Genomic DNA, 20,489 nt, shown 5'->3' with positions numbered 1-20,489 from the left:
GCCACATGAGCCCCGGGGCCACACGGTTCATCCGTCACCTGGACGTGGCGACCCAATGTCGATTACTTGGGCGGCGACGGCGAAAGCGGTGTCAGCCGCTTAGACGGGTGCTGCGACCGAGCCCGCCGACGCGTTGCCGCCCGTTGCGGCGTGGACAGGAGCGCTGACCAACGTGGCTGCGCCGGCTGTGGCGCCGTCTTCGTCGTCTTTGTCCTCGTCTTTCTTGGTGTCATCGACGAGTTGCCCCTGCTGCTCCGGCTTCGCGTCGGAGGCGAGCTGGGCGGGCGATGCGCCTTGCGAGCTCTGTGAGGCCGCTTGTTGCGCTGACTGACTGATGGTCTGCGCGATCGGAGATGCTTGCTGCGCCATCTGGCCGGCTTGTGGGGCCAGCTGGACGACCTGTGGCACCGTCGCAGCCACCCGTGGCGACAGCGCCTCGGCCTGAGCGCTTACCGCCTGGCCGAGCTGCGACACCGCACCCGCGGGCGCACCCAGCAGTTGCGCGGCTGGAGCACCTAGCAGTTGCGCGGCAGGAGCGTCCAGCGATTGGGCAGACGGTCCGGTCAGGCTTGCCGCGGCACCGGCTACCCCGCTGGTTGCGCGCTGCTGGCCGTCGGAGCCGAACTGGTACTGCGTCAAAGCGTCGCCCAGCGACTGATCGGCTTTGCTATAGATGTCAGCCGCGGTGGCCATGCTGGTCGCCGTCCGCTTGAGAGCGGCGCTGACGCCGGGCAAACCGTCGGAGACCAATGATTCGATGCCCGGCATCGTCTCGTTGATCGCTGCCGATATCGGATCGGATCCGGTCGCCGCGATAGCTGCCGGAAGCGTCGGGAAAACGAGTTCGGCGAGTTTGCTTCCAGCGGCAATGAGGCGGGCGGGATCGACGGCCAGTGGTTCAGCCATCACAAAATCCCTTCTGTAGGTTACCCATCGAGCAAATTTTACCCGACATCACATCAGGCCAATCGCGCCAATTTCGGTCACGAGTGCAGTGCATATAAAGGCACGCCGACAAGCTCAGAAGCGGATATTCCGAACCATGTCGTAGACACTGGTGATCCACAGCAGCAGGGGAACGATTGATGCCACCATTGCGCCGTCGATCAATTCCAGAATCCGCTTCATCACCGGCGAGACGCGACGAACCTGAGCCGTCGCTCCCACCACGATCAGAGCCACCATGGCGGTGGCGAGGAAGATGGTCAGCATCAGCCAGGCATAATGCGGATACCACAGGCTGAGCTTGACCGCGAGACCCGTGGGGATCACGACGGCCGCCGCCAACATTGCCCATGCACACCACCTGTCTGCGTACAGCCGCGACCGGAACCCACAGATCACTGTGATCAGGCCCGCCACCACCAAGCTGTGCACGAAGAAGTGTCCGTGGACCACAACCGGGATCGAACCGGCGGCAAGGACCAGGGTCCCGGCCGTGACGTAACCGATGAGCAGTTGCTTGGCCAGTTTGCTGCGCTCGGTCAGACGTGCGGCGGACGCCGGCGCGGACGCGATGATGGCCTGCCAGGTCGGCGTCTCCTCGTTGGTGGCGTCCTGGGCGGTGACGGGATCGAGCAGTTCCTCGTTGTCCACGGTTTCGCCCGGAACGGGGATGGGCGGTAGCGCAATCCGCGCGACGGCGACGGTCAGTTTGGCCGCATTCGTGACGATGAACAGCCCGAATGCGATCGCGCCTGCAGGAACCCAGTGCTGGTAGCCATAGCCGAAGGCGACGGCGGCGGCAATGGTCGCGATCGATGTGATCGCGACGAACGACGCCAATTCATGACGCCGCCGAGGACCGCCGCGGGTCATCAGCGTCACGAACAGCACGGCCGTGGCGGCAGCCGCGAGCTGTGGAGCTCCCAGCGAGTTGACTCCACGCGGCAGGGGAACGGCGATCGCCGCCGCGGCGGTGAGCGGTTGGTAGGCCGTGAGCAGCAGGCTCTCGGCCAGGCCCAATTTCTGGTAGAAGCGTTTTGCGACAAAGCAGCCCACTAGGACAGCCACCCCGATGATGCCTATCGCCAGCGGCCAGAACGGGCTGCGGCCGGTTGCCCACCACGCCCGCACGGCGACCGCGGTGATCGGCAGGGTCATCACCGGTATTGCCACGTAAACGAAACGATCCAGCGCAGAGCGGTCGAACTCCGGCGACTCGTCAAGCACCGCGATCGCGTCGATGACGTCTTCGACGAGCGGCCGATACCGCTCGGTCCGGCTCACGGTGACCAGGGTGAGCAATGAGCCGTCGACCACTCCGGCTTCGTCGAGCGACTGATCCAGTCTCAGCGGCGGGAATCCGGGCCGGGCGAAGGCCCACACTCCCTGTGCGGAAAAGTCGAAGCCGGCTAAGACATCGGCCGGGGTGTCTTCCAGCAGATCGGCCAGCACCGCGACGGTGTCGTCGATATAGGTTTCCATGGGCGCCGCCGCGGGCAACACCAGGTCCGTCATCCGTTTGCCGGTCAGGATGGTCACCCGGGTGGTCGCGGGTTTGGGCGGAGTTGTTCCCGTGGCGGCGGCAGGGGCGGCAACGGCAGGTGCGCTCATCGGCGTCCGGCCCTTTCAAAATCGTCGGATAAAGCTGCTGCCAGCTCGAGGATTCGTCGCTTGTAGACCGGGCCGAGCTGGTCGAGGTGAATTTCGCCGCCAGCCGCGATGTGCTTGTCCCACGGTAAGACCACCACCCGGCCGGGCGAGAGCTGCTGTTCGAACTGCCGGACCACGTGCTTTTCCGCGACGTTGGTCTCGCCGACAGAGACGTGGTCGACGACCACGCAGGCGCGGTTCAGAAGATCCTGATATCCGTTGTGACGCAACCACTCCAGCGCAATTGCGGCCTGACGAGCGCTGTCGATCGACACGTTCGTCACGATCACTATTGCCGACGATGTTTCCAGTACGCCGCGGGTCACCGGGTCGAAGAGCCCGGCTCCGCAGTCGGCAATGACGAGGTTGTAGAACTTGGATACCTTGTCGACCGCGACCCGTATGTCCTCGCCGCTGAGCCCGCGGCGTGCGGTGGTGTATTCCCCAGCCGGCAGGATTTCGAGATTGGCGGCGTTGACGCTGGTGTGCGCGCGCACGTCGTTGTAGTGCGACAACTCCGGGTCGGCCAGGAGATCCGCGATCGACGACGGCGACGAACGGCCCGCGCGGTCGGCGAGGTTGCCGCAGCCCGGATCCGCGTCGAGCACCAGGATCCGGTCACCCCGCACCTGCGCCAGCGTCGTGCCCAGCGTGACCGTCGTGGTGGTCTTGCCGGCACCGCCCTTCAGGCCGAGCACCGCGATCTGATACGAGCCGCGAGGTCTTCTGCTGACCCGGTTGCGCAGGCCCAGTTCGTACTTCTCGTCGGGTGAAAGTCCGAAGTTGATCCGGGTGACCGAGTGCACCCAACGCCGCCACCCCCGTTTGGATACCAGCTTCGCGGGCTTCCCGGCGCGACGACCATCGACGGCAGCAGGCTCGCTCCGGGGCCTTGCCGGAGCCGGAACAGGTGGGGATTGGCCGTGGGTGGGAGAGTGCGGCGGTTGAGCGCGCACCGGGTCCGGGGGCTGTGCCCGAGTGGGCGCCAGCCCGGATGGAGGCGGCGCGGTCGGTGTCGCGTCAGCGGCCTGATCGGCGCGCCGCCTGGCGCGACGACCGCCGGTGGGTTCGGGATGGGTTTCGGTAGGAGGCGCGGCCGCCGACGGACGATCGACGGCGGAGTGGCTTTGCGGCAACCACGTGAAGGCGGATGCCGGTCCGACCCTGGACGTCGGTTGCGTCTCGTCTGTCGACGGGCGTTGCGGAAGGGCGGCACCAGTTGCCGACGGCGCCTCGTCGTCGTCCGGTTCGGGCCGATAGCGGTGACCCCGGCGGGCGCGTCGCGAATGCCGGGGAGCATCATACGGCGGTTGCGCGGAGGGCGGCGCAGGGTGCTGCGGTTGCTGATGCTCGCCGGCCCCAACGCTGTGTGGTGACGTTTCGGTCGCTACCGGCCGAGTCGGCGCGGTAGGAGGCTGCGGTGGTTTCGGGGTCACCGCAAACGGTTCGGTGGCGGACCGCGACGGTTGCGGTGCCGCCGGAGGGGATGGTGATCGCCAAGTCGTGGCCGGCGGCGGTGGGCCGGGGGTGCGCGGAGCTTCGGGTCGGGGTGGGGCCGCCGTCGGCGGCGCGCCCATCGGCATCGATGCGACTGGTGGTTTGGGTGACGGAGGTGCCGGTGGCGGTTCGGCCGAGGGCTGCTTGCCGGCCGGCGGTTCAGCCGCGGACACCGGTTTGCCGGGCGGTGCCGTCTCCGCGGGTTCAGGCGGCGCCGGTGGTTCGGCGAAGGCGTGCGGTCGTACGGAGGGTGGGACCGGTGGCTCGGGTGGTGCCGGCGGTGGTTCAGGTGGGGCCGGCGGCGGTCCGCCGATTGGCATGGGGGGCAGTAGCGACTTGGGCCCGGCAGGGGCGGCTTCGCTGATCGGCGTCGCCGGTGCCGGTTCGGCGGCGGCCGGCTTATCTGCCGGTGGTGGTTCTTGCGGTTCAGTCGCAGACTTATCCCGCGACGGTGCTTCTTGCGGTTCGGGTGGTGCCGGCGGTGGTTCGGGTGGTGCCGGCGGGGGTCCGCCGATAGGCATGGGAGGCAGTGGCGACTTGGGCCCGGCCGGTGCCGGTTCGGCGGCCTGCGAAGGTGCCGGTGGTGGTTCTGGTGGTTCGGGTGGTGCCGGCGGCGGTTCGGGTGGTGTCGGCGAGGGTCCGCTCATGGGCATGGGGGGCAGCGGCGCCTTCGGTGGCGGCGGTGGCGCCTCTACCGACACCGGCGGCGGTGTCGCTGCGGCCTGGGGAAACGGTTGCGACCAGTCGATCGGCGTGGCGGGAACATCGCCATTGGGTTTGACGGGCGGCGGATACGGCGAACTCGCATCGAAGTACGATTCCGTGCTCTCTGCTTCTGGCGGCTCCGAACCTTCAGCGGGCCGAAAGAGTTTGTCATAGTCGGCCGGCATGAGAACCTCTCAGAAGTTCGCCAATAATAGGACAAAGCACGAGAAGGGGCGAGATCCCCAAAGGGTTGAACTCGCCCGATCTCGTGCTTCGGTATTGTACGCGAATAGGGTGTTACCTATGCGAACATCCCCGTCACGTTGCCCTCGGTCGAGGCCATGGCCTGACCGGCTTCGCTGATTGTGCGCGAGAGGTTCTGCAGCGCGCTGTTCAGCTCCTGAGCGGTGGCGTCCCACTTCTGCTGGACACCCTGGTAGGCCTCCGAACCGCTACCGCCCCAGGCCGCAGCCAGTTTGGTCAAGGACTGCTTGCCCTCGTCAAGAAGGGAATGAATGCTGGTGACATTTCCCTGAATTGCGCTGGCCGCGGCCTCGATGCCCGCGAAATTCCACTGCTGCTCTGTCATGTCCTATTGCTCCGTTTCTTTATGGTAATTAGGGGGTCAGAAGCCCATTTGTGAGGACAGCGCCTGCTGCTGCTCCTCGTCGGCCTTCGAGTATTGGACGCCGGCCTGACGAATGTTCGTCGAAATTTCCTCGAGCTCCGCCTTTTGTTTGTTGGCCGCCTCCTGGAAGCGCACCACCGCGGCCTGGGCCGCCGTTCCCGCCGCACCACGCCATTGGGCCTGCAGCGAAGCAGCGGTTGATTCGACCTGGTCGATCTGGGTCTTCAGGTCACCGGAGATCCGCTCGAAGTTACCTGCCTCCTGCGCGAGGGTAGCGGCATCGGTCTTCATCTCTGCCATGCTGGACTACTTTCTCTCTTTCTTTTCCTCGCCAAAATGTTGGCAAGTCTTCCGGCCCGGGTGGCCGGGAAGTCTGTTGTCTGCGACGCTCACCAGTCGTCCTCGTCGTCCCAGGCGTCTTCGTCTGCGTCGTTGCGCTCCTGGGTGAGCGTGGCCGGTGCGGCCAGCCCCGGTCGGGAAGAACCGCCGGATTGTGCTCCCTGTCCCATCGCGCCGGCACCGACCGGGGCCGCTCCGCTGGTCGCCGACGACCCCGCAGCAGCGGCGGGTTGCACGGCCGGGCCGACAGGCTTGTCGAGCAACTCGCTCATGAGCGGCGTGCGGGCCAACGTCCCGCCGGCGCCCGGCAGCGCCTCCCCGCGCAGTAAACCCGCCCCCATACTGGCTCCGGACCCGCCGGCCAGCGGGTGGTTGGACAGCGGACTGGTGCCGACCAGGCCCATCTGCATGGCCTCGTCGTCGGCCGCGCTGCTGCCGCCCATGCCGCCGGTCTGGCTGAACAGCGACGTCACCTGCTGCATCGGCTGGGTCAGCTGCTGCATGGGCCCGCTCGCCTCGGCGAGCTGCCCGGCCGTCGCCTGCAGCTGACTGGCCGGTATGCCGGTGACCTGCGACGCCATGTCGAACATCGGTGCCGATGCCATACTCTGGCCGCTCATGCTCGGATCGAGGATCGCCGTCATCGGCTCGAGCTTTTCGAAGAGCGTGTTGGCCAGGGTCTCAGCCTGGTAGACGTCCATCGCCAGGGCGGCCTGGGTCCACATGCGGATGAAGTAGTCCATCTCGTTGAAGGCGATGGGCACGGTGTTGATGCCGAAGAAGTTGGTGGCCGTCAGAATTGCGGTGGTGATGTGGTTGGCCGCAATCTCGACCAGTGACGGCGTCGTCGCCATCGCCTGCGTGTATGCGGCTGCCTGCGCCGTGGCCTGCAGGCCCCGCGTCTTCGCCTGCGTCGAGGCGGTCTGCAGCCAGGTGACCATCGGCAGGGCAGCCGCGATGGCCTTGTCGCTGCTGCCGCCGGTCCACGCTTCACCCAGCGAGTTCAACCGAGCGGTCAATTCGACGGCCTGAGCATCCAGCGCGGCCGCGAAGGCCGCCCAGCCCGTGGCTGCGGCCAGCATCGGAGCCGGCCCCGCGCCGGCCATCAGCCGGGCGGTGTTCAGCTCCGGCGGCATTGCGTGCCACCACATGGCGATCACTCCTTCTGGTTGCTCTGTTGGTTGGTTGACTTGTTAGACGATGACGCCGGCGGCGCCGTCGTCGACTTGCGTATAAGCCCGGGCGATGTCCTGGACCGCGTGTCCGGCCCGTTGCAGTTCGGCTTGGGCCGAGCGGTTGGAAGCCAGCATCTGCGCGCCCGCGGAGGCGAACGCCGCGGCCGCCTGGGCCGACACCTCGTCGGCGCCCGCGGGCACCAGCCCGGTTACCGAGGTCACCGCCGTCGCGCCAGCTGCCACACCACCGAGCGCGGTATCGCTCACTTGCCCGCCAATGTCGGCAGCGGCGGCGGCGTGTGACATTTCTTCCATTTGCCGACTTCTTCTCCTGGTATTTGCCGTCTAGCCGTTAAATCGTTTAGTTCGTTTAGTTATAGCCGGAAACAAACCCCGACGAAGAGCACCGCGCTGGGCTCCGATTACCGCGGCCTCGGGACCTCCTCGCCGCGATTGAAATAATCTTAACCGGGGGTTGGGGGTGCTGCGAACACTTCTTCTGGAGGCTCGATGTAGGGGGCCTGGATGACCTCTTTGCCTTCCGGTGAGACCAGAAATGCCTGGCCAGGGGGCCGCCGCTTGACCTTGAACTCGCTCGACGGGAATTCCTGCTTCTCGCCCGAAAGGAACATTGTGGGGGCGCCCGACCCGAATGCCGCGCCCACGAACTTGTCCATGGTCGCCTTGTATGCCTGGCTCATCTGGCAGGTCACAATGATGTGCAGCCCGATATCTGTCGCAGCCGGCAATAACGGTGCCAGCGGTGCCATTGGGGGCATGCCACCGGCGGCACCCACAATCATGTGCCAATCATCGACCAGGAGTACCACATCGAATCCGCTCCACCACGAACGCGAGCGCAATTGTGCCGTCGTCAGGTCGGTGGGCGGCAGCCGCTTCTTCAGGTTGGCGGCCAGGGCCTTGACCGCCTCGTCCAGGCTGGCGCTATTGCGGTTGATCGCACCGGCGGACAGCAGATGGCTATCGGGTACCGCGTCAAGCAGGCCCGAGCGGTAGTCCGCGAGCATGAACCGCACTTGGTCGGGACTGTTGCGGGCACAGATCGCTTGCGCGATAGCGTGGGCAATGGTCGTCTTGCCCGACTTGGCCGCACCGAAGATCAATAGGTGCGGGTTCGAGTGCATGTGGGCGTGCGCCACCGACAGGTCCGTCTCGCGCAATCCGATCGGGATCTCCCAACGAGTGCGGTAATCGGACTCCGGCCCAGGCGGGTTCGGGTCGAGCTCGTACAGGTGGATCCGCTCGGGCAGGACCCGGACCGGCGGTGCCTGGTCGGTGTGCTGGGCCGCGATCTGCGCCACCCCCGCGGTCATCGCCTCCACCAGGTTCTCGGCGCTGTGCACGCCGTCGAACCTGGGCGCCCCGATCATCAAGTGGTGCTTTTCCATCGACACCGCTCGGCCCGGCCGATTCGCCGGGATCTCCCGGGCAATCCGGTCGATCTGGGTCTCGTTGACGTCGCCGAGCCGGAACTCGATCTTGGTGCCCAGGTAGTCGCGGACGCGTGACTTCAGCTCCGTCCACCGGGGCGTCGAGATGATGACGTGCACGCCGAACGACAGCCCCTGTGCGGCCAGGTCCTGGACCTGCAATTCCAGGTCGGGAAACTCGCTGACGAAGGCCGGCCACCCGTCGATGATCAGGAATACGTCACCGTAGGGGTCAGCCGCGACGGGCTGGTTCGGATCGTCACGCAGCTGCCGGTACATGGCGATAGAGCCCACCCGGTGTTCCTTGAAGGTGGTTTCCCGTTGCCGCAGCACGGATTGCATCTCCGCGACCACCCGGGCGACCTTGTCGGGCTCCGAGCGGCTGGCCACCCCGCCGACGTGCGGCAGGTTTTCCAGATAGATCAGACCGCCGCCGCCGAGGTCGATGCAATAGAACTGGACATTGCGCGGTGAGTGGGTGGCAGCCGCCGACATCACCAGCGTCTGCAGCAGGGTGGACTTCCCGGTCTGCGGTGCGCCGCCGATCCCGATGTTCCCGCCGGCGCCGGATACGTCGACTCCCCAGACGTCCTGGAGGTGGCGGCGCGGTTCGTCCATGATGCCCAGAGCGAAGCGCAGCGGTTGGCGCCGGTCGCGGGCGACCAGCTCGTCGAGCGGTGTGGGATCGGTCAGCGGTGGCAGCCACATCTTGTACGCCCGCGACTCCGCGGTGCTGAGTTGGTCCAGGATGACCTCACGCAACGTGCGTGTCTCGGTAGTGGTCATGACGTCAAGGCCTCCTCGAGCACCGGGGCTGCGGTGAACGGTCGGATTCGCAAGGCCTGCTTGGGAATCTGCGGACCGGCCTTGCTGCCGTCGCCATTGGCGTCGACCCCCGCCGGCGGAATATACGGCCCACTGATATAGAACGTGCTGAACTTGACGGGGTCTTCCATGCCCACCCGCAGGAACCCGACACCGCTCTCTTTGTTGGTGATGTAGACCGCTTCCGGAGTCCCGATCACCGCCTTGGACTCATGAGAGCTGGTGGTGCGCAACGCGATTCGGTAGGTCAGGTTGGGTTCCAGCTTGTCGATGCGAACACCGCCGGTCTGCAGCGACTGGGTGGCCAGCAGCAGATGTACCCGCAGTGACCGGCCCACCCGGCAGATCCGGTCGAACAGGCCGATGAAGTCGGGATGACTTTGCAGCAGCTCGGCGAACTCGTCCACGACCACGAAAAGCGTTGGCAGTGGAGGAAGATCGGCCCCGCGTTCCCGGTACTTCTCGTACTCGGCGACCCCGGAGAGGGCGCCGGACGCGCCGACCTTGATCCCGGCCTGACGCAGAATCGACTGGCGGCGGTCCAGTTCGCCGGTCAACACCTCGCCCATCCGGCTCACGAGCTCGGCTTCCTCGGCCATGTTGGTGATGACGGCGGCGGTGTGCGGAAGCTTTTCCATTCCCAGGAAGGTCGAGCCGCCCTTGAAGTCGGTGAGCAGCAGGTTGACCTGATCCGGGTGGGTCATGGCCACCAACGACAGGATCAGCGTGCGCAGAAATTCGGATTTCCCGGACCCTGTGGTGCCGATCAGCATCCCATGCGGCCCGCCGCCGAATTCCGCACCTTCCTTGATATCCAGGTACATGACGTTGCCGGTCTTGAGTTCGTGGCCGAAGGGAATCTTGAGTCGATCACGGTCGGTGTCGGTGTACATCCGCCAGCGGGAGGGGGTGATCTCCTCGACGGCCTTGGCGCCCACCAGTTGATGCCATTCGGTTGCGACCTTCTTCTGGACGCGTGCGGTCTTGTCCAGGATGGTGCCCGTGATCGACCAGCCGGCCAGCTTGCGGGCAAGACGGGCCGCTTCTTGCGGTGACATGCTGTCGGCGACCGAGGTCACCAGGCGAAACTGCTGGCCCGGCAGCCGGTCGTCAGCGGTCCCGTCCTCGGCGACCCGGATGCGGTATGCCGAGCCGCGGTGGTTGCCCAGGGTGAGCACCGTGACACCGGCCCGGCCGTCGGGCGGGAATCCGGCTTTGCCGCCGGTGAGGTCCACGACGACGACATAAGGGCCGGTGGGAAGCGTGTCGGGGGCGTGCGGCCCGCGCGCGGCCAGGTCGGCCAGACCATCCGGGCGCGTGTAGATCATCCGGACTGGCCCGGCGGCGTCGGTATCGGTCTGATGCTGAACGTGCGGCAACCATTTGAGCCAGGACCAATCGGGGTCCTCCGGATCTTCGGTGAGGACCCGGATCTGCAACAGGTCCGGCGGATGGAACACCGCCAGATGGCAGATCATGGCCGTCAGCAGCCGGTCGGCGCCCGGCCGCGCGCCGCCGATCGCGATGGTGGGAAAGGTGCGCAACTGCAGCAGTTTCGGGCAGTCGTGGATCAGCCCATGGGTGCGCAGGAACTTGACCACCCACATGTGGCTGACCGGTTCGAGATACGGTTGCGGTGCCGCTGAAGTCGCGGCCAATTCGCCGCCGACGGCCGGTTTCAGCAATCGATCCACCGCCGGCTGGTCGCCGATCCCGATCCGGGTGGCCGCGTAGAAGTCGCTGTTGGCCGGCCGCGACCACTGCCGCTGAGTGCCGACGAGCGACAGCAGATCGTCGGGATGGGGGGCGTGGTAACCGAAGAACGCCACCTGCGAGGTGGCCGAGGACGTCACCCGTCCGCGGAGCCCGGCCAGATAACGCAGATATTCCTTGCGGTCGGCGTTGATTTCCGGCACCTTTTTGCCGCCGCCGCCGGAACCCCCGGCCAGGGAGCCGACCATCATCACGATCATCATCAGCGGCATCATCAGCATGTAGGGCGACAGCTGCCGACCGCCGGCGAACATGATCGCGATCATGCCGAGCATGGCGCCACCCATCACGTAGGGCAGGACCTTCTGAACGCCCGAGGGCGGAATGTCGATACCGAGATCGTCGGGTGGCGTGAGGCTGATCTCGCCCGGGGTCAGCCGCGGGCCGCGAGTGATGGTCGGGGTGAATTTCTTGGTCGTCATCAGGGGGCTCCGGGTGTTCCGGCGGGAACTTTTCGTGGACTGGGATCGGCGGGCAGCGTTTCATGCTCTAGCAGGGCCGCGTCTTTGGACAGCACCGGCCCATCAACCAGCAGCCGAACCACCTCCCAGGGAGCGGTTTTCGGGGAACCCAGGCCCAGTGCCTTGGCGGAATCGGCGTTGGCGACCCCGTAGCGCACCCCCTCCGGGTCGATGTAATACATCGATTCGCCGTAGCGCGGATCCCGCGACTGCAACTGGACGAACTTGCCACCGTCGATGTACACCGTTGCGGTGCCCTGGATCTGCTTGATACCGCTGTTCATGGCCGAAGGCGGGATCGGCAGATGCCGTCCGGACAGGACCGTCGTCTTCGGCGACTGATCTCCGGCTCTGCGTTCCCACATCCAGCACAGGGTGGGTTCGTCCGGCCGGGACATGATCTTGAGCTGCTCGGCGGGCAGCGGTGAGTCGTAAACGCGTTCGGGAATGCGCACGACCAGGCTCGGCACGACCGCTGGCGGTGCCACCAGTCCGTGCGACTGGGTCGCACGCAGCGCCGCCGCCGTCGTCGCGTTCACCGCGGCGATACCGTCGGGCAGCACCACGTAGTATTGCGGCCCCTTGTCGGTGTGGATCTGAAATACCGAGCCGATCACCAGATCATCGGGCAGCCCAAGGGTATTCGGTGTTCCCGCGCCGGGTATGGGCGGCAGCTGCCAGGCGCCCATCGCGGGCAGCGCATTGAACATGCCCTCCGACATCGGCACCGGCTGGGCGGTGACGGGTATACCCATGGCTGAGGTGAGGGCCCGGTCGCTGAGATCGATCGAGTGGCGACCCTTGGCGGTGACGATCCAGGTTTGACCCTGGTAGGTCGCCAGCGTCGCCTCGTTGGCCTCGATCGGGTTTATCGACGAATCGATCAGCAACGGCATCACCAGCACCGACGTCTGAACTGCGGCGGAGGCCGCGCCGGGCCGGACGACGGTGTCGCACAGGGTCCACGTCGAGGTCGTGTCCCCCGAAACCGGTGTGGCGTAAGGGGCGCCGGGGATCCCGATGGTCTGACCCAAAGGCATCCTGCTCAGTTCCGAGGACTTCACGGTGGCGGGGTTGGCCGGGTTGCCCAGCACCAGCCGCGCCGAGGTCAGGTTGTAGACGGGATGCAACTGTCCCGACACGATCACATACAGCTGGTTGGTCGCCCGGTCGGTGAGAAGGCTGCTGGCGCCGAGCTTGCCCTGAGGTTTGAAAAAGGCCAGCAGCCCGGCCCCGAGCAGGAGCAAGACCGCGATGACGATGCCGAGTCCAACCGAACGGCTGTAGAACTGCAGCGGATCGTCGAACATGCGGGTGTCGCGCCGCACGATGGCGTGCTCGAGGCGGCGAAGCAGGAAGCGCCAGCCGCTGACCTGAACCTTGGTGGTGAGGCGAAGCCCCATGGTTCACTCTCTCATGTTGAGGTGCGCATGCACAGAGGCGATCGCCTCGGCCATGTCTGCGCCGTTGATCTCTTGCAGCCGGTCCACATCCAGAGATTCGATGTCGATGCCCTGCGCCAGGCGCATGTCCCGGTATTGCTCGGCGGCTTCGACCAATTGCCGTGCGTAGCGGCCGTTCCCGGCGATGTCGAGGGCCGGGCGGCCGCGCAACGTCCGCTCGTGCAGCATCTTGGCGGCCCCCAGGAATTCATCGGCGGCTTCCGCGCTCAGCACCGAATCATTGGCAGTGGCAATGACTTTCGCGATCTCCAGAAGCTCTTCGGGGCTGTAGGTGTCGAACTCGATGCGGGTGGCGAAGCGGGACCGCAGGCCCTCGTTTGTTTCCAGCAGCCGGTCGATGTCCGAACTGTAACCGGCGATGATCACCACCAGCCGGTCACGGTCGTTTTCCATGCGGGCCAGCAGCGTGTCCATCGCCTCCTGCCCGAACGGGTCGGTACGTCCATCCCGTTCCTGAACCAGCGCGTAGGCCTCGTCGATGAACAGCACGCCGCCCAGGGCCTGATCGATCGTCTTGGCGGTCTTGACTGCGGACTGCCCTTCGTATTCGGCGACGAAGTCCTTGCGCGAAGTCTCGACCAGTTTGGGTTCGGCGATGACACCCAACCCGGCCAGAATGTTGGCCACCACCCGGGCGATCGTGGTCTTGCCGGTACCGGGCGGCCCGGTGAAGATCATGTGCTTACTGGGCTGAGCGACCTTCATCCCCTTGGCAGCCCGAACCCGGGCCATCATGGTCGCCGCACGGTAGCGCTCGATCTGAGCCTTGACGCGGGTGAGTCCGATTTGGCGGTCCAACTCGGCCTGGGCTTCGGCCAGCAGCCGCTCGCGACCGGTGTTATCGGTCACCACGCTGGCCGGATCCCACGGGTCGGAGCGGGAGGCGATCTGCTCGGCCGTGGTCGTCTTCAAACGATACGATGAATCCTTCAGCGCCGCTGACACTTTCGGATCCGGATGGGTGGTCTGCAACCATTCCAGCAGCGCCACCGCGGCGTCTTCGTTGCCCTGGGAGCGACGTGCCATGGCCAGATACCAGGCGATCGCGCGTGCGCACGCTTCGCCGGCCGGCGAGTCGTTGGCTTCGGTGAGGCGGCGTTCGGCTTCGGTGAACAAGCCCAGGTTTGCCGCCGCCACACCGTGCGCCACACCGGCAGCCGCCGCTAAGAACTTGTCCGGCCATTTCGCGCCGCTTTTGACTTCGTCGATGACATCGGTCCAGCGCTCGGCGGCGCCGTAGATCACGGCTTTGAGCCACGACACCAGATGCTCGGACCCGCCGACCGCGCTGGCCTCGATGGCCTCCATGGCGTCGGCGTAATTGCCTTGGGCCGCTTCGGATGCGGCGAAACCCATGGTGATGGCCAGCGGCGATGCGACGGGGTAGGTGATATCTCCGTACAGGCCGCCGATGGGGACTCTGGCGCCCAGGGTGCTCATCGAGATCTGCGCCGAACCCGCCAATCGGCCGAAGTTCCGGCGCGAATACCAGGCCCGGAACAGCGTCACCCGGTCGAGGTCACCGCATCTGATCCGGCCGACCCACGCATCGCACGCCGACTCGTCGTCATTGGTGATTTCGGTGAACAGGTCCAGCGACCGTGCCTCTGACAACGGCAGCATGCCGACGGCACTTTCGAACAGACCGGCCAGGCGATCAGTCATGTATCACCGTTCGTCGTACCGAGAGGTGTAATCGACCTCGTAGCGAGTGGCGAACACCTCGGCTTCGGCCGCGGCGGCTTCTTCGGGCGTCGGCAAATTCAGCGTCATCCCCACGAACTCGCGAAGCAGGGCATTCGCCTCCTCGCCGTCGCCCGCCAATTCATTCATGCTCTCCATCATGAAGGTGTGCTGGGCTGCCCGGGCTTTTTGCCGGGCCAGGTCGGCGATGACGAAGATCTCCTCGGCAAGCCCTGATTCGGTCATGCGCGACGCCTTGTCGGTCACCGTGATCTTCTGAATGATGCCGCCCATCATCGCCGTGACCGACACGCTGCCCTGCGGGTTGGTCACGGTGAACAACTCGAGCTCAGACTCCTCCTCCTTCTCGGTCAGCCCGTGCAGGGCGTCCAGGTCGGCTCCGGTGTCCGCCGGTTCGGACGGCGCGTACTCATCGAGCGCGTCAAGTGAGGATTCCTCGGCGGCGCCGGCGGTGAAATCCAGCGCGTCGAAATCGTCGCTGACGTAGTCGTTCCCGGGCAGGTCCACTATGGCTCCCTTTCTGACTCGTGTCGGAGATTGAGCAGTCAGCCTCGGGCGGAGGCTTGGGTGTGATCCGAGGCGTGATCTAACCAGGAGCCCGATGGGAGCAGCTCCACCAGGGCGTCCAACGCGCGCTGCAGGTTCTGCGGCGTGCCCGGGAGAAAGCTGCCGTACAGTTCACCGCTGACGATGCGGGGAAGTGAGACCAGCCTGCCGTGCGCCGAGTCGAGAACACCGGCAGCCGCCTTGGTGTGCGTCGTTGTGCCTCCCGGATGGCGTTGGCTCGCGACGATTTCCACCCAGCTGTCCGGATTGTTCACGATCTCGGTGTAGATGCGGGCCGCGGTCGGCGCCAGGCCGTACTGGGTCAGCTGAGCCGCGGTGGTGCACTCGGCCAGCTCGCTCGCGATACCCGTCAGCGGTTCCACGTTCGCGGGGTCCGCGGTACCCAGCACGGCAGTCACCATGCCCGCCAGGCCGACCTGCGCGGCCACCAGCTGTAGCACCAGCAGGTCACCGTTGCGCACCGCGATGACATGACGATCGTCCTTGCGGCACACCACAAATCGCACCATGACGCCACCGACATCGCGGCGCCACCAGCGTGCTTCGAGGGTGCGGTCCGGCCGGCTCAGGGTGTCCACCATCGAGGCGACCGTCGGATGCGGGTAGCCGTTGTGGTCCAGCACGCCTTGCGCGGTGAGGTCACGCCGCACCTGATTCCAGACGACTTCCCGCAGATCGTCTTGCGGGATGTTCGGCCGGATGCCCAGTGCCACTGGGAAATCGACCAGGTGCAACCGGTCCGCGAGTACCAGCATGCCGTCGATGGTCACCTCGACGCCGACGACGTCGTCGACGAGGCCCGCGCGGCCGGTAGCGAGCGGACCGGTCATATCAACCGAAGATCTTGTCGATGACGCCGGCCAGACCTTGGTCGGAATTGAGGTAAGCCCCGGCCGCCGAGATCAGATTGTTGGCCAGCCCGCTGGTGACCCCTTGCAGCCCCGTGCCGGTGCTGTTGCGGGTCGTCTCGAACTCTTGCAGCGTGTCGTTGAATTTCGATGTGAACGAACCGTGGGTGATTTGGACTCGCTGGCTGACGCCACCGACCACCGAGGTGGCCGACTTGAGTTGGCCGGCGATTTCGTTCTGCATACCCGCCAGTACCTTCAGGAAGGACGGTACGACGCCGAGTATTCCAGTCATGGGGGGACCTTTCCTCTACGTTCTACTTTTTACTCGCTATGGCTTTGGTGCGCTTGGCTTTGATGTGGCAGCCGCATCAAACCAGCCCACTCGGCGCGGGCCTGGGCGGAGGACCCTGCCGCTGCTGGCCGCCGCCGGCTCCGGCGTCGATCGGCGCGCGCTCGGTACCGGCCCCAGCGGCCGCGCCTTCCTGGTCTTCTTCCCTCTTGTCGCTGACGAGGGTGGCCTGTTGCTGCTGGCCTCCCTGCTGGGCCTGCGAGGAGATCATCTGCGCCTGTTGGCCGGCCATGCTGCCGAGCTGGCCCGGCCCACCACCGGCAGCCACCAGGTGTTGCAGCTGACCCATCGTTGCCGTGAGCGAACTTACGTTGGGCAGTTGGGCAAACGACATCAGGTCGCTGAAGCTGAGGCTGGGCAGGCCCGCGAAGCCGCCCAAGAAATCGGGCAGGGCGGCCAACTCGGTCCAGGTCGGCAACTTGCCGAGGTTGCCGATTCCCGGGATCAAGTCGCCCAGGCTCGGTAAGCCGGGGAACAAGTTGGGGATGCTGGGCAGCCCGGGCAGGCTCGGGAATCCGGGGATTGGCAAGCCGGGGAAACCAGGCAGATTCGGGAAACCGGGCAGGTTGGGCAACCCGAAGTCGGGCAGGCCGGGCAGGTTGGGCAAGCCGAAGTCGGGCAAACCCGGGATTTTCGGCCACTCGAATTCGGGCAGACCCGGAATGGGCAGGTTGAAGTCCGGTATGCCCGGGACGGGCGGCCACTTGAAGTCCGGCAGGCCCGGGATGTCGGGAAGGCCCGGGATCGGGATGTCGGGCAGTTTCGGCGGCCACAGGCCGTCGATGATGTCGGGGATGCTGGGGAGGGGCAGACCCGGGAATTTGGGCAGGGTCGTCAGCATCTCGATGAGCCTGCCGAGCAGACCCTTGAGGTTGGTCACGTTCATCAGCGTCATGATCGTCAGGTACAGCAGTGCACCGCCGACGGTAGCCATGGCAATGCCGGACATCGGGAGTGCGAGCTGCCACGACCACAGCCAACCGAGCAGCGGAACCTTTTCCAGCCCCTTGCAGACCTTGTAGACGCCGTCGATCATCTTCTTCATCGCCCGCAGGACGTCGCGCGTGTTGGACACGTACTTGGCCTGGTTTGAAATCATGTTGCCGGTCAAAGAGTCGATGTCGCCCATCACCTTGGCGCGAAGTTGCTGCGCAATGTTCTGGTTCAAATAGGCGTCGGCGGCTTGGCCGATCCAGTTGGTGCCCGGAATGGCGAGCCCGATCTTGTCGCTGATTTGCTTGAACAGCGTCGCGCCCGAGTTGAAGACATCACCTGGGTCGGGGATGCCCTCGCCGAGCAAGAGCAACTGGCCCCAAATGAAGTTACTGGTGTTCTTGCAAAGGTCGCTGCCCTTCATTTACGTCTTTCCTCACACTCGCTGATCCTGTGCACTGACTTTTGTGCATCTTTACACCGCACGTTGAGCTTAGCAGCGCTGTGGTGACGGTAGATGCACGAATTTTTTGGTGAGCCGGGCGATTTCGCGCGTGGCGCGTTACGCAACCGCATAGCCGGCCGACCGGGCGACGCTGCCGTTCCCCGGACGATTGAACTCGAGCGCTCCATTGTGTTGCGGCCCCCGGAGTCGACTCAATTGATTTGACGGATAAGCGCTTCGATTGCCTCGGCGGCTTCGGCCGGCAAAGCTTCCTCGGCTTCGGCGCGGACAACCATTTCTTCTGCCACTCCGGCCGCCTGTGCAGTTTCGGAAGCGGAAAGATTGGCCCGCCGGCGCGCGGCATATAAACGCTGCGCCAGCGTGGCTCCCGGGGCGGTGGCCCCCAGCGTCATCAATTTGTCGTGATAACGGCGCACCGCGCCGAGCGCCTTGATCAGTTCGGGGGTAATACGACTGATACGAGTCGCCTGCACGGCAATGGCCTCGAGTTGGCGCAAATCGGCGAGGATCGGCGCCGCCCGCTCGGTGAACTCGGGGTCCTCGGGCGGCGGTAACGCGGCAATGGCCAGGCTGCAGGTGTCGACGGCCGCCGCCACCGCCTGCGCGATCAACGATGCCGGGCCCTCGGCGGGCTCCCCCTCGGCATCTGCCTCGAAAGTCGGTACTGCCGGCTGAGGCCCGGTGGGCTCGCCCTGGCGGATCCGGGCGATGGTTCCGGGCGGCCATTGCAGCACTTCCTCGAGCTTGGCCCGGGTCCGTTCCCGCGGCCAGCTACGGCCCTTCTCGAAGGCGATCAATGCGCCCGCATTGATGACCCCGTCGGCCGCGAGGCTGCGCTGACTGATGTCGAGCTCACGCCGTCTTGCCGCGGCGGCCGCACCGGCGCGGACCACGCCGGGATCGGGTTCGCTGGTCTGGCCATCCGACTGGTCCGCCGGTCGTTGTTCGCGGCGCTGCTCTTCAGGCGAATTCGACGGCCTGACGACTTCGAACGTCAACGCCTTGCCTCCAGTGGGATCGCCGAACCGGACGATGGTCTTGTCGCTGACGGTCACAGATCCTTTGCGTCGTCCGTCGACGAACATACCGCTCGGGCTGTTGTCGAGGATGCGCCACGGTCCATCTTCGGACACTGCGCGCAGATGTGCCTGTGAAACGTCTGGATCGTCAACCCGGACACCGGCTTGGGGTGTGCGACCGATGGTCACGACATCACGGTCGGGGGCGATCGCGTGCGACGCTTCGCCGCTGTGGGCGACCAGCAGAGCCGGCCCGACAGGTGAATCGGCGTTGGGCATCTGCGTCGCTTCCTCGCTCGTCCTAGCTGGTGGGTACTGGTGCGGGCAGCAGGACATGCCTTCCGCCGACCACCATCCTAACCGTTGCGCCCTTCCAACGCTACGCTTTCGCTACGTTTTTCGGACCGTGGCCACCTCGGGTCGACGCCGGGTACCGCTGCAGCGGAACCGCCGTAAACGCTACGGTTCTGCCTCGCAGAAGTATTGCAAGCCGTAACGGTTTGCGCAATTCTTTAGTCCAGTTTGGACGCCGGCGGGCCGTCGGGAGCACCCGGACTTCCGAATGAAAGCGCAGCTGGAGGCACAAATAGGCAACGTCCTGAGGAATCACTCGGGGTAGCCGTAGCGCGCTTCGGCGGGCGCCGGCGCTCCCAACTGTTGCACTGCAACGGTTAGTGCTATAGGCTACTGCTCGGGAGGCTACCGACTTGCAACGCTTTATAGAGGAGCGCAACGATATGACCGCAACGGCGCTGTACGAGGTCCCGCTGGGCGTCTGCACGCAGGACCCCGACCGCTGGACAACGACACCCGACAACGAGGCCAAGGCGATGTGCCGGGCCTGCCCGCGGCGCTGGGCGTGCGCTCGGGACGCCGTCGAATCCCCGGGCGCGGAAGGCCTTTGGGCCGGTGTGGTAATTCCTGAGTCAGGCCGGGCCCGGGCGTTCGCGCTGGGCCAACTGCGGTCGCTGGCTGAGCGCAACGGTTACCCCGTGCGCGAGCGGGTAGTCGCCTAATCGGCATAAGACTGCCGCGATCCGAGCCGCTGCTTCGAGGGGTCTGCGGTGCGGTGGGCGGTCAGTTGGTGCCACACGTAGACAGCGCGAGAATTCGAAAGATTTCTCGCGCTGTTTGCGTTGTGCGCTGCCCGCCGGCTTTCAGCAAAGACGGCCACCCTGAGCGCGATTCGACGACCTGCCGTCCCGGGCTACCCAGAGCCCAACCGGCCCGTCGGGGCGATGATGCCGGTCGAAATGGAGGTGGCGGATGCGGTACATACGTGAGGAAATCGTGCACGCACCGGCTGCACGGGTATGGGAACTACTTATCGACGTGGAAGGCTGGCCGCCCTGGACGAAATCCATGCGGGAGATCGAGCGCCTGGAAACCGGTCCATTGACCGTGGGCAGCCGGTCCCGGGTGACCCAGCCGAAAGGTCGACCGATGGTATGGACGGTCACCGAACTACAGCCGATGCGCACGTTCACCTGGGTGGCAACCCAGACCGGTCTTTCGATCGAAGCGGTGCATCGCATCGACCAGGACGGAGACGGCGTGCGCACCACGCTCGAATTGATCATGGCCGGACCACTGGCGTGGCTGGCCGGCCTCACCGCGGGTTCGCGGGTTCGGTCGTATGTCGACATGGAAAGCAACGGCCTGAAACGGGCAGCTGAGTCGGGCTGAGC

At 65.7% G+C, this 20,489-nt stretch carries 18 protein-coding genes; 2 read left to right on the top strand and 16 right to left on the bottom strand.

Going from position 1 to position 20,489, the window contains the following annotated elements:
• Nucleotides 1-99: 99 nt before the first annotated feature.
• The 16 genes from EET10_RS28280 to espM all read right to left on the bottom strand — a co-directional run bounded on the left by EET10_RS28280 (nucleotide 100) and on the right by espM (nucleotide 19,080).
• Complete coding sequence (locus tag EET10_RS28280) at nucleotides 100-906, bottom strand: hypothetical protein (protein ID WP_063467259.1); 807 nt, start codon at nucleotides 904-906, stop codon at nucleotides 100-102.
• 114 nt (nucleotides 907-1,020) lie between these two features.
• Nucleotides 1,021-2,556 carry a type VII secretion integral membrane protein EccD gene (gene eccD / locus EET10_RS28275; RefSeq protein WP_036404602.1) on the bottom strand — a complete coding sequence of 512 codons (1,536 nt, stop codon included), beginning with the start codon at nucleotides 2,554-2,556 and terminating at the stop codon, nucleotides 1,021-1,023.
• Entirely contained in the window at nucleotides 2,553-4,982 is a 2,430-nt protein-coding gene (locus EET10_RS32555) for a MinD/ParA family ATP-binding protein (protein ID WP_122502703.1), read from the bottom strand. The genes eccD and EET10_RS32555 overlap by 4 nt, the downstream gene beginning before the upstream one ends.
• 116 nt (nucleotides 4,983-5,098) lie before the next feature.
• Nucleotides 5,099-5,386, bottom strand: coding sequence for a type VII secretion system ESX-1 WXG100 family target ESAT-6 (gene esxA / locus EET10_RS28265; protein WP_036404596.1), 288 nt, complete (start codon nucleotides 5,384-5,386; stop codon nucleotides 5,099-5,101).
• 36 nt (nucleotides 5,387-5,422) lie between these two features.
• Nucleotides 5,423-5,725 carry a type VII secretion system ESX-1 WXG100 family target CFP-10 gene (esxB, locus tag EET10_RS28260; RefSeq protein WP_023368929.1) on the bottom strand — a complete coding sequence of 101 codons (303 nt, stop codon included), beginning with the start codon at nucleotides 5,723-5,725 and terminating at the stop codon, nucleotides 5,423-5,425.
• Between the two features lie 89 nt (nucleotides 5,726-5,814).
• Nucleotides 5,815-6,915, bottom strand: a complete 1,101-nt coding sequence (locus tag EET10_RS28255; protein ID WP_036404904.1) for a PPE family protein — start codon at nucleotides 6,913-6,915, stop codon at nucleotides 5,815-5,817.
• Nucleotides 6,916-6,957: 42 nt separating this feature from the next.
• Nucleotides 6,958-7,254, bottom strand: a complete 297-nt coding sequence (locus tag EET10_RS28250; RefSeq protein ID WP_036404593.1) for a PE domain-containing protein — start codon at nucleotides 7,252-7,254, stop codon at nucleotides 6,958-6,960.
• 149 nt (nucleotides 7,255-7,403) lie between these two features.
• Nucleotides 7,404-9,176, bottom strand: coding sequence for a type VII secretion protein EccCb (eccCb, locus tag EET10_RS28245; protein ID WP_099187859.1), 1,773 nt, complete (start codon nucleotides 9,174-9,176; stop codon nucleotides 7,404-7,406).
• Nucleotides 9,173-11,410: a type VII secretion protein EccCa gene (gene eccCa, locus EET10_RS28240; protein ID WP_063467256.1), complete on the bottom strand. Its 2,238-nt coding sequence runs from the start codon at nucleotides 11,408-11,410 to the stop codon at nucleotides 9,173-9,175. Before eccCa ends, eccCb begins: the two co-directional genes overlap by 4 nt.
• Complete coding sequence (eccB, locus tag EET10_RS28235; protein ID WP_122502702.1) at nucleotides 11,410-12,852, bottom strand: type VII secretion protein EccB; 1,443 nt, start codon at nucleotides 12,850-12,852, stop codon at nucleotides 11,410-11,412. The genes eccCa and eccB overlap by 1 nt, the downstream gene beginning before the upstream one ends.
• 3 nt (nucleotides 12,853-12,855) lie before the next feature.
• The gene (eccA, locus tag EET10_RS28230) at nucleotides 12,856-14,577 is read right to left on the bottom strand and encodes a type VII secretion AAA-ATPase EccA (protein ID WP_036404588.1); all 1,722 of its coding nucleotides are present in this window, start codon (nucleotides 14,575-14,577) and stop codon (nucleotides 12,856-12,858) included.
• Between the two features lie 3 nt (nucleotides 14,578-14,580).
• Nucleotides 14,581-15,123, bottom strand: coding sequence for a secretion protein EspH (locus tag EET10_RS28225; RefSeq protein ID WP_036404585.1), 543 nt, complete (start codon nucleotides 15,121-15,123; stop codon nucleotides 14,581-14,583).
• A gap of 38 nt (nucleotides 15,124-15,161) precedes the next feature.
• Nucleotides 15,162-16,013, bottom strand: coding sequence for an ESX secretion-associated protein EspG (locus EET10_RS28220; RefSeq protein WP_036404583.1), 852 nt, complete (start codon nucleotides 16,011-16,013; stop codon nucleotides 15,162-15,164).
• Nucleotide 16,014: 1 nt separating this feature from the next.
• Nucleotides 16,015-16,326, bottom strand: coding sequence for an ESX-1 secretion-associated protein (locus tag EET10_RS28215; protein ID WP_023368918.1), 312 nt, complete (start codon nucleotides 16,324-16,326; stop codon nucleotides 16,015-16,017).
• Nucleotides 16,327-16,402: 76 nt separating this feature from the next.
• The gene (locus EET10_RS28210; RefSeq protein WP_051490595.1) at nucleotides 16,403-17,740 is read right to left on the bottom strand and encodes an EspA/EspE family type VII secretion system effector; all 1,338 of its coding nucleotides are present in this window, start codon (nucleotides 17,738-17,740) and stop codon (nucleotides 16,403-16,405) included.
• Nucleotides 17,741-17,973: 233 nt separating this feature from the next.
• Nucleotides 17,974-19,080 carry an ESX-1 type VII secretion system transcriptional regulator EspM gene (gene espM / locus EET10_RS31430; protein ID WP_036404580.1) on the bottom strand — a complete coding sequence of 369 codons (1,107 nt, stop codon included), beginning with the start codon at nucleotides 19,078-19,080 and terminating at the stop codon, nucleotides 17,974-17,976.
• Nucleotides 19,081-19,538: 458 nt separating this feature from the next.
• Here espM and EET10_RS28200 point away from each other — a divergent pair, with 458 nt between their 5' ends.
• The gene (locus tag EET10_RS28200; RefSeq protein WP_122502701.1) at nucleotides 19,539-19,817 is read left to right on the top strand and encodes a WhiB family transcriptional regulator; all 279 of its coding nucleotides are present in this window, start codon (nucleotides 19,539-19,541) and stop codon (nucleotides 19,815-19,817) included.
• A 250-nt stretch (nucleotides 19,818-20,067) separates the two neighbouring features.
• The gene (locus EET10_RS28195) at nucleotides 20,068-20,487 is read left to right on the top strand and encodes an SRPBCC family protein (RefSeq protein ID WP_122502700.1); all 420 of its coding nucleotides are present in this window, start codon (nucleotides 20,068-20,070) and stop codon (nucleotides 20,485-20,487) included.
• The last annotated feature ends 2 nt before the right edge of the window (nucleotides 20,488-20,489 follow it).

The sequence above is a fragment of the Mycobacterium pseudokansasii genome (assembly GCF_900566075.1).
GTDB classification, from domain to species: Bacteria; Actinomycetota; Actinomycetes; order Mycobacteriales; family Mycobacteriaceae; genus Mycobacterium; species Mycobacterium pseudokansasii.
Note: the sequence above shows the minus strand (reverse complement) of the source record. Positions and strands in the feature narration are given on the sequence as shown.